Below are 8425 nucleotides of genomic sequence, written 5' to 3'. Positions count from 1 at the left end.
AACATGATTGATATTATTATCATTTTACTGCTTGTTATGGGATTTTTCCTCGGCTTACGCAGAGGGTTTATTCTGCAACTTGTAAAGTTAACAAGCTTTATTATCGCATACCTTGTTGCATACTGGTACTGTAAAGATTTAGCGCCAGCACTTGCGAAATTTATTCCGTATCCATTTGATAAAAACGTATCTGTTCCAGAATGGATTGATGCAAATAATATTGAGACAGTATTTTATCAAGCGCTTGCGTTTATCATATTGTTTATTATTACAAAAATTGCACTTTCATTACTTGGTAATTTGTTAAATATGTTTGCAGAAATACCGGTTTTAAAGCAAATCAATGCGTTTGCGGGGGCAATCCTCGGATTTTTAGAAGTATATATTATTTTGTTTGTTTTAATTATCGTTGGAAACATCCTTCCGATTGAGCAAATACAAACACCATTACAAAAATCATCAATTAGCAAAATAATTGTAGACGATACACCGATTCTCTCTGAAAAGGTGAAGGAACTATGGCAGACAGGTAGCAGAGTATAACTTCTCTTTTTTCGGAAAGAGGAGTTTTTTTCTATGAAAGAAAGGCGGGGTAATGATGAAAGTAAATAAAAAACAAGTTATTAAATTATTAGAGACAATCGGCCTGTTTATGGAACTAAAGGGCGCGAATCCATTTAAAATATCTGCATTTCGTAAAGCGGCAGCAGCATTAGAAAGTGACGATCGTAGTCTTTCTGAGATTGAAGATTTCACGAAGATTCCGGGCATTGGAAAAGGAACAGCAGCAGTGATTCAAGAATATATAGAATCGGGAACATCTGAAGTGTTGCAAGAGCTTGAACAAGAAGTGCCAAGTAGCTTATTACCGTTATTAAAATTGCCAGGCCTTGGTGGTAAAAAGGTAGCTAAGTTATATAAAGAACTTGGTGTTGTTGATATGGAATCGCTAAAAGCGGTTTGTGAGGAAAATAAAGTACAAGCTTTAGCAGGTTTCGGTAAGAAAACAGAAGAGAAAATATTAGAAGCAATCGATCAAGTAGGATCTCGTCCAGAGCGTTTACCAATCGCGATGGTATTGCCTATTGCCGGGGAAATAGAGGAGAAATTGTCGAATATTGCTGAAGTAATTCGTTTCTCTCGCGCTGGTAGTTTGCGCCGCGTTCGTGAAACGGTGAAAGATTTAGACTTTATCATTGCAACGACAGAACCAGCGGTAGTACGTGAGCATTTACTGCAATTTGATAATATGATTGAGGTAATCGCAAGTGGAGATACGAAAGTTTCTGTTCGTCTTCAATATGAATATGATATTTCAATTGATTTCCGTTTAGTACAACCAGAAGAATTTATTACCACTCTTCACCATTTCACAGGATCAAAAGACCATAACGTAAAAATGCGTCAAATCGCGAAAGATAGAGGCGAGAAAATTAGTGAGTACGGTGTAGAAAACTTAGAAACAGGTGAAGTGAAGACATTTGAAACAGAAGAGGAATTCTTCGCTCATTTCGGTCTTCCATTTATCCCGCCAGAAGTGCGTGAAGATGGAAAAGAAATTGAATTAATTAAAGAGTATCCAAACTTAATTCAGTTCTCTGATATACAAGGTGATTTACATATGCATACAACATGGAGTGACGGTGCCTTTTCAATTGAGGAAATGGTACAGGCATGTCGTGCTCGTGGATATAATTTTATGGCGATTACCGACCATTCACAATACTTAAAAGTAGCGAACGGTTTAACGAAAGAGCGCCTTCGTGAACAAGCGAAAGAAATTGAACGCATGAACGAAAAGTATCCAGACATTACAATTTTACGCGGAATTGAAATGGACATTTTACCAGATGCCTCGCTTGATTTTGATGATGAAGTATTAGCAGAATTAGATTATGTCATTGGAGCGATTCATTCTAGCTTCTCACAAGACCGTGAAACGATTATGAAACGTCTTCGTGCTGCGCTAGAGAATAAGCATGTCACAATGATTGCCCATCCGACAGGACGTCTTCTTGGACGACGCGCAGGCTATGATGTGGATACAGATTTATTAATCGAGCTCGCAAAAGAAACAAATACAGTTTTAGAATTAAATGCGAATCCAAACCGTCTAGATTTAAGCGCGAAATTATTAAAACAAGCACAAGATGCTGGTGTAAAAGTAGCGATTAATACGGATGCTCATACGCTTGAAATGTTAGAAGATATGGAAACAGGTGTAGCAGCAGCACGTAAAGGTTGGATTCAAAAAGATAACGTGATTAACACGTGGGATATTGAACGTTTATTAGACTATATTAAACGTAATAAGTAACACAAGGGGGACCTGCAACATGTTAGAAAGAACGTTGCGTGTATTAGAATATAATAAAGTAAAAGAACAATTACTTGAACATACAGCCTCTTCACTTGGTCGTGACAAAGTGAAGCATTTAGTGCCGAGCACTGATTTTGAAGAAATTGTAGAAATGCAAGATACAACGGATGAAGCGGCGAAAGTTATTCGTTTAAAAGGTAGTGCACCATTAGGTGGTATTACGGATATTCGCTCAAATGTGAAGCGTGCAAAGATTGGAAGTATGTTAAGCCCACATGAACTACTTGATATTGCCAATACGATGTATGGTAGTCGCAATATGAAACGTTTCATTGAAGATATGGTTGATAATGGTGTCGAGTTGCCAATTTTAGCAACTCATGTCGCTCAAATTGTATCTTTATATGATTTAGAAAAGAAAATTACAAATTGCATCGGTGACGGCGGAGAAGTAGTCGATAGCGCAAGTGATAAACTGCGTGGTATTCGTACTCAAATTCGTACTGCAGAAAGCCGTATTCGTGAAAAGTTAGAAAATATGACGCGTTCTTCAAACGCGCAAAAGATGCTATCTGACGCGATTGTAACGATTCGTAACGAACGTTACGTAATCCCAGTAAAACAAGAATACCGAGGCGTATATGGCGGTATTGTTCACGATCAATCAGCTTCTGGGCAAACGTTATTTATTGAACCGCAAGTCATTGTAGAATTAAATAACGCGCTTCAAGAAGCACGAGTGAAAGAAAAACAAGAAATTGAACGCATCTTATTGATGTTAACAGAAGAAGTGGCAGTAGAAGCGGATATCGTTTTATCTAACGTAGAAGTAGTTGCGAATCTTGACTTCATTTTTGCGAAAGCTTTTTATGCGAAGCGTATTAAAGCAACGAAGCCAATCGTAAATAACGAGCGGTATATGGATTTAAGACAAGCGCGTCATCCGCTTATTGATCCAGAAATTATCGTGCCAAATAACATTATGTTAGGTAAAGATTTCACGACAATTGTTATTACAGGACCGAATACAGGTGGTAAAACAGTTACGCTGAAAACAGTTGGTATTTGTGTATTAATGGCGCAATCTGGTCTTCACATTCCAGTAATGGATGAGTCAGAGATTTGTGTATTTAAAAATATCTTTGCTGATATCGGTGATGAGCAATCGATTGAACAAAGTTTAAGTACGTTCTCCTCACATATGGTGAACATTGTTGATATTTTAGAAAAAGCTGATTTTGAAAGCTTAGTTTTATTCGATGAATTAGGTGCTGGAACAGACCCGCAAGAAGGGGCTGCACTAGCAATTTCAATTTTAGATGAAGTATGTAATCGTGGTGCTCGCGTTGTTGCTACGACGCATTACCCAGAATTAAAAGCATACGGATATAATCGTGAGCAAGTTATTAATGCGAGCGTTGAGTTCGATGTGAATACATTAAGCCCAACGTATAAATTATTGATCGGTGTACCAGGACGTAGTAATGCCTTTGAAATTTCGAAGCGTCTTGGCTTATCTGATCGCGTGATTGATCAAGCTCGTAGCCACATTAGTACAGATACAAACAAAATTGAAAATATGATTGCGAAGTTAGAAGAAAGTCAAAAGAACGCAGAGCGTGACTGGAACGAAGCAGAAGCACTTCGCAAGCAATCTGAAAAACTACATCGCGAATTACAGCGTCAAATTATTGAATTTAATGATGAGCGCGATGAAAAATTGTTAAAAGCGCAAAAAGAAGGGGAAGAAAAAGTCGAAGCTGCAAAGAAAGAAGCAGAAGGCATTATTCAAGAACTTCGTCAATTGCGTAAAGCACAGCTTGTGAACGTGAAAGACCATGAGCTTATTGAAGCGAAGAGCCGTCTAGAAGGTGCGGCGCCAGAGCTTGTGAAGAAACAAAAAGTAAACGTGAAAAACACAGCGCCAAAACAACAATTACGTGCAGGCGATGAAGTAAAAGTATTAACGTTCGGTCAAAAAGGTCAATTACTTGAAAAGGTAAGTGATACAGAGTGGAGCGTACAAATTGGTATTCTGAAGATGAAAGTGAAAGAATCCAATATGGAATACATTAATACACCGAAGCAAACTGAGAAAAAAGCAGTTGCAAGTGTGAAGGGTAGAGATTACCACGTTTCATTGGAACTTGATCTTCGCGGTGAACGTTATGAAGATGCAATGATGCGCGTTGAAAAATATTTAGACGATGCACAGCTTGCAAGCTATCCTCGTGTATCAATCATTCACGGTAAAGGAACAGGAGCACTTCGCCAAGGTGTACAAGATTACTTGAAGAAGCATCGCGGTGTGAAGAATTACCGTTACGGTGACATGGGCGAGGGAGGCCTAGGCGTAACAGTTGTCGAATTAAAATAGCAAACAACGAAACAAAGGGGAAACCATTATATGTTTATGGACAAACTTGCAAAAGTATTGTTAGCTTGTTGTGGAATATTTTTGGTGATTGGGGTTATTTATTTAGTTGTTTTTGCGAAGTAAAAAAAGCGTCAATCGTGGCATAATGATATTGCCATAGATTGACGCTTTTAATATATATGAAAAGGAATAAAACATGAAAATCAACCAATACATAAGCGCAGCAAAATCTTGCTCAAGACGCGAAACAGACCGCCTTATTAAAGCAGGAAGCGTAGCTATTAACGGTGAAATTTGTAAGCACGGTGCACTCGTGAGTGATGGTGATGTTGTAACGATTGATGGACAGGTTATTGCCAAAGAAGAGAAGGGAAAAGTGTATATCGCCTTTCATAAACCAGTTGGCATTACTTGTACAGCAGCCGATCATATTGAAGATAATATTATTGATTATATTAATTATCCAGAGCGTATCTTTCCTGTGGGACGATTAGATAAAGCGTCGGAAGGACTTATTTTGTTAACGAATGACGGCGGGATTGCGAATCAAATTTTACATGGTGATCATGAGCACGAGAAAGAATATGTTGTTACTGTGGATAAGCCGTTTACAGATTGGTTTATTAATGAGATGTCCAGCGGTGTAAAGATTAAAGATGGAATGACGAAGCCATGTAAAGTGACGAGAGTGGATCAATCTACATTTCGCATCGTTTTAACGCAAGGAATGAACAGACAAATTCGTAGGATGAGTCGTGCTTTCGGGTTTACTGTAACTAAGCTAAAGCGAGTTCGTATTATGAATATAGAGCTAGATGATCTAGAAGTGGGAAAATGGCGGAGCGTTACAGCTGAGGAATTAGAAATATTAATAGGACAGTTATAGGGAGGAAAAATTTTCTCCCTATATTTTTTTGTCAGAAAAAATAAAACTATTGATTTTTTAAAAAATAGCCCATATAATAAAAAACAACAAGTTTCGACAAGATATTTTATAAAAGTAATGATGAGGACATGAGTTGTTTTTGACGATTCTCAGAGAGGGAAGCCTAGGCTGTGAGCTTCCTAATACGGAAGGACAAACTTACCACCTCTAAACTTCAAGAGTGAACTGCATGATGCATTGTAATTCTTGGCGGATAAAACCGTTATCAATTTACACGAGCTATAAAATGAGCTTATTTTGTTATAAATTCATTTTATTAGAATAAGGGTGGAACCACGATTTCAACACTCGTCCCTTTGTTAGGGACGGGTGTTTTTTGCGTTCTTTTACGGGGAAGTATGCTTGAAAGAGGATATATGACGGATTTTAATTCAGAATATTTTGTTAACAAATCATTTAGGAGGTTAGTAGAAATGAAATCATCTTTAAAGTTTTCTGAGATGTTTGCAATAAGTTTAATGTTATTTGCACTATTTTTCGGTGCAGGTAATATGATTTTTCCGCCAGCGTTAGGACAAGGTGCTGGAACAGATGTATGGATTGCGTTGTTTGGTTTCATCGTAACAGGTGTGGGGTTGCCTTTATTAGGAGTTATCGTTATCGCTCTAAAGGGAGATATTAATGAGTTAGCAGGACGTGTGCACCCTATATTCGCATTAGTTTTTATCACTGCAATTTATTTATGTTTAGGTGTATTCGTAAGTGTTCCACGTACAGGAACTGTTGCTTATGAAATGAGTGTTGCACCGTTTTTACCAAGTGAGATAGCTGGTCAATCGTATCCACTTGTTATCTTTACATTCATTTTCTTTGCCGTAACTTTCTACTTAGCTTTAAACCCATCGAAATTAGTGGGCCGCATCGGTAAAGTATTAACTCCGATTTTATTAGCTGTTATTGCAATTATCGTAGGTAAAGCGCTTATTACTCCAATTGGAGAATTTGGTGCACCGACAGAAGCGTATAGTGCTCCGCTCTTTAAAGGTTTTATTGATGGATATTTAACTTTAGATGGACTTGCAGCACTTGTTTTCGGAAATGTTGTTATTAATGCTTTAAAAGCAAAAGGTGTTACAAATAAGAACAGCATTGCAAAAGTAACAATCTTTGCAGGGTTTATTGCAGCGCTCGGTTTACTACTTGTTTATTTAGCACTTGCTTACCTTGGAGCTTCTAGTGTGTCTCTTGGAATGGGAGCAAACGGAGGAATTATTTTAACAAACGTTGTAAATCATTTATTTGGTAGTTACGGAACTCTATTACTAGGAATCGCAATTACAGCAGCATGTTTAACAACTTCTGTAGGTATTGTGGCAGCTTGTGGGGAATATTTTTCTTCCTTATTACCAAAGCTTTCTTATCAAAAAGTCGTTTTCATCTTCTGTGTATTAGCATTTATGGTAGCAAACCTTGGATTAACTCAGTTAAATGCATTAGCATTACCGATTTTAATTGCAATTTACCCAATCGGTATCGTGCTAATCGTATTATCACTTGTTGAAAACTATATTCGTCTTCCTTTAGTAATGTATGTAGGTGGTATTGTAGGAGCATTCATGATCAGCTTCTTTGATGGATTGCACAATGCAAATCTTCAAATTGAGGCATTAGCACCTGTCTTAAATAAAATTCCATTATATAGTGTAGGGATAGGTTGGTTAGTTCCTGCTCTAGTAGGTATTGTCATTGGATATGTCATTTCTTTGTTTCAAAAGCAAGAAGTTGCTGTAGAAAAATAGCGAAAAGAGGCTTTCTTTCATAGAAAGCCTCTTTTTTTGTAAAAAAAGACGCATATAGAGAAATTTAGATATTTAAAATTTTATACGTAATATAGTTGACAAAAAATTTATGAGTAGGCTAAGATTGACTTAGTTGTGGAAATATTGGAAGGAAAGTGAGGAGTGAAAGGTATAAGGTTTTCTATAACGATATCATTTTTGTAAATAGAGGTGATAGAGTAGGAGAATGGTTAGTTTTATTTTTTTTGAGTTTCATTGAGAATGATAATCAACAAAAGAGATAGGGACTTATGTTAAAATATGAATCGCTCTTTATAAGGAATAGGGAGGGATATTATTTTTAACATGTAGTGAGAATGATAATCAATAATATCTATATTACATAAATAAATTACAAGTAAATAATGATAGAGGATTATTATTTTTTTCTTATAAAATGAGAATAATTATCATTTTCAAAAAGTATGGATGATGGATAAACAAGGAGGAAGTAAGCCAAATGAGAAAGATTTCTGTATTACCCGCTTTTATTATAACGTTCGTATGTATGCTAGCTTTTCTTGTCATGCCATATGGGAAAGTTTCAGCACAACTAGCTGACGGTACGTATGATATTAACTATGTCATTCAAAAAGCGGAAAATGATTCAGCTTCAATGGCAAATGATTATTTTGAGAAACCAGCTAAGCTAGTTGTGAAAAATGGCGAAATGAGAGTGCAAATTCCGATGAATCATAGTGCTTGGATTACAGAATTTAAAGCACCTGAGAACGGGAACTTTGTTGATGCAAAAGTTGTTAGTAAAGATGAATCTGCTGATAAAAGAACTGTAGAGTTTAAAATAGATGATTTATCTAAACCGGCAGCTGCAAAAATTCACGTTGTTGTACCAAACGTAAATTATGACCATAACTACACAATCCGCTTTGCGTTTGATGCAAATGTAAAAGCGGTAGGTGGAGAAAATAAAGAAACTACTGTAACAAAGCAGAATGATCAAACAAAAACAGATACACAAGTAAAAGAAGAAGTGAAGAAAGAAG

The 8425-nt window shown here is 36.7% G+C and carries 6 protein-coding genes and 1 other annotated feature; all 6 genes read left to right on the top strand.

All coding sequences use genetic code 11. The annotated features are described in order from the left end of the window. Positions 1 to 3: 3 nt before the first annotated feature. Positions 4 to 543 (top strand): CvpA family protein, encoded by a 540-nt coding sequence (locus MR113_RS25945; protein ID WP_242257348.1) that lies wholly within the window; start codon positions 4 to 6, stop codon positions 541 to 543. Between the two features lie 55 nt (positions 544 to 598). Then, positions 599 to 2317, top strand: coding sequence for a DNA polymerase/3'-5' exonuclease PolX (gene polX / locus MR113_RS25940; RefSeq protein WP_242257347.1), 1719 nt, complete (start codon positions 599 to 601; stop codon positions 2315 to 2317). A 19-nt stretch (positions 2318 to 2336) separates the two neighbouring features. Next, entirely contained in the window at positions 2337 to 4697 is a 2361-nt protein-coding gene (locus MR113_RS25935) for an endonuclease MutS2 (protein WP_242257346.1), read from the top strand. Positions 4698 to 4893: 196 nt separating this feature from the next. Continuing rightward, complete coding sequence (locus MR113_RS25930) at positions 4894 to 5583, top strand: 23S rRNA pseudouridine(2604) synthase RluF (RefSeq protein WP_242257345.1); 690 nt, start codon at positions 4894 to 4896, stop codon at positions 5581 to 5583. A gap of 108 nt (positions 5584 to 5691) precedes the next feature. Further along, positions 5692 to 5942: a binding site (T-box leader), on the top strand. Positions 5943 to 6056: 114 nt separating this feature from the next. After that, a complete protein-coding gene (gene brnQ6, locus MR113_RS25925; protein ID WP_097865034.1) occupies positions 6057 to 7382 on the top strand; it encodes a branched-chain amino acid transport system II carrier protein BrnQ6 in 1326 nt (441 codons plus the stop codon). 499 nt (positions 7383 to 7881) lie between these two features. Continuing rightward, positions 7882 to 8425 (top strand): heme uptake protein IsdC (gene isdC / locus MR113_RS25920; RefSeq protein ID WP_242257344.1); only part of this gene is annotated, 544 nt, incomplete at its 3' end.

It is taken from the genome of Bacillus cereus group sp. BfR-BA-01379 (assembly GCF_022663605.1).
Lineage (GTDB): Bacteria > Bacillota > Bacilli > Bacillales > Bacillaceae_G > Bacillus_A > Bacillus_A mobilis.
The sequence above is the reverse complement of the archived record's forward strand: the minus strand, read 5'-3'. Positions and strand labels throughout refer to the sequence as shown.

Coding starts and splice junctions, on each gene's coding strand:
- MR113_RS25945 (WP_242257348.1), top strand. CDS start 4: ATGATTGATATTATTATCATTTTACTGCTTGTTATGGGATTTTTCCTC.
- polX (WP_242257347.1), top strand. CDS start 599: ATGAAAGTAAATAAAAAACAAGTTATTAAATTATTAGAGACAATCGGC.
- MR113_RS25935 (WP_242257346.1), top strand. CDS start 2,337: ATGTTAGAAAGAACGTTGCGTGTATTAGAATATAATAAAGTAAAAGAA.
- MR113_RS25930 (WP_242257345.1), top strand. CDS start 4,894: ATGAAAATCAACCAATACATAAGCGCAGCAAAATCTTGCTCAAGACGC.
- brnQ6 (WP_097865034.1), top strand. CDS start 6,057: ATGAAATCATCTTTAAAGTTTTCTGAGATGTTTGCAATAAGTTTAATG.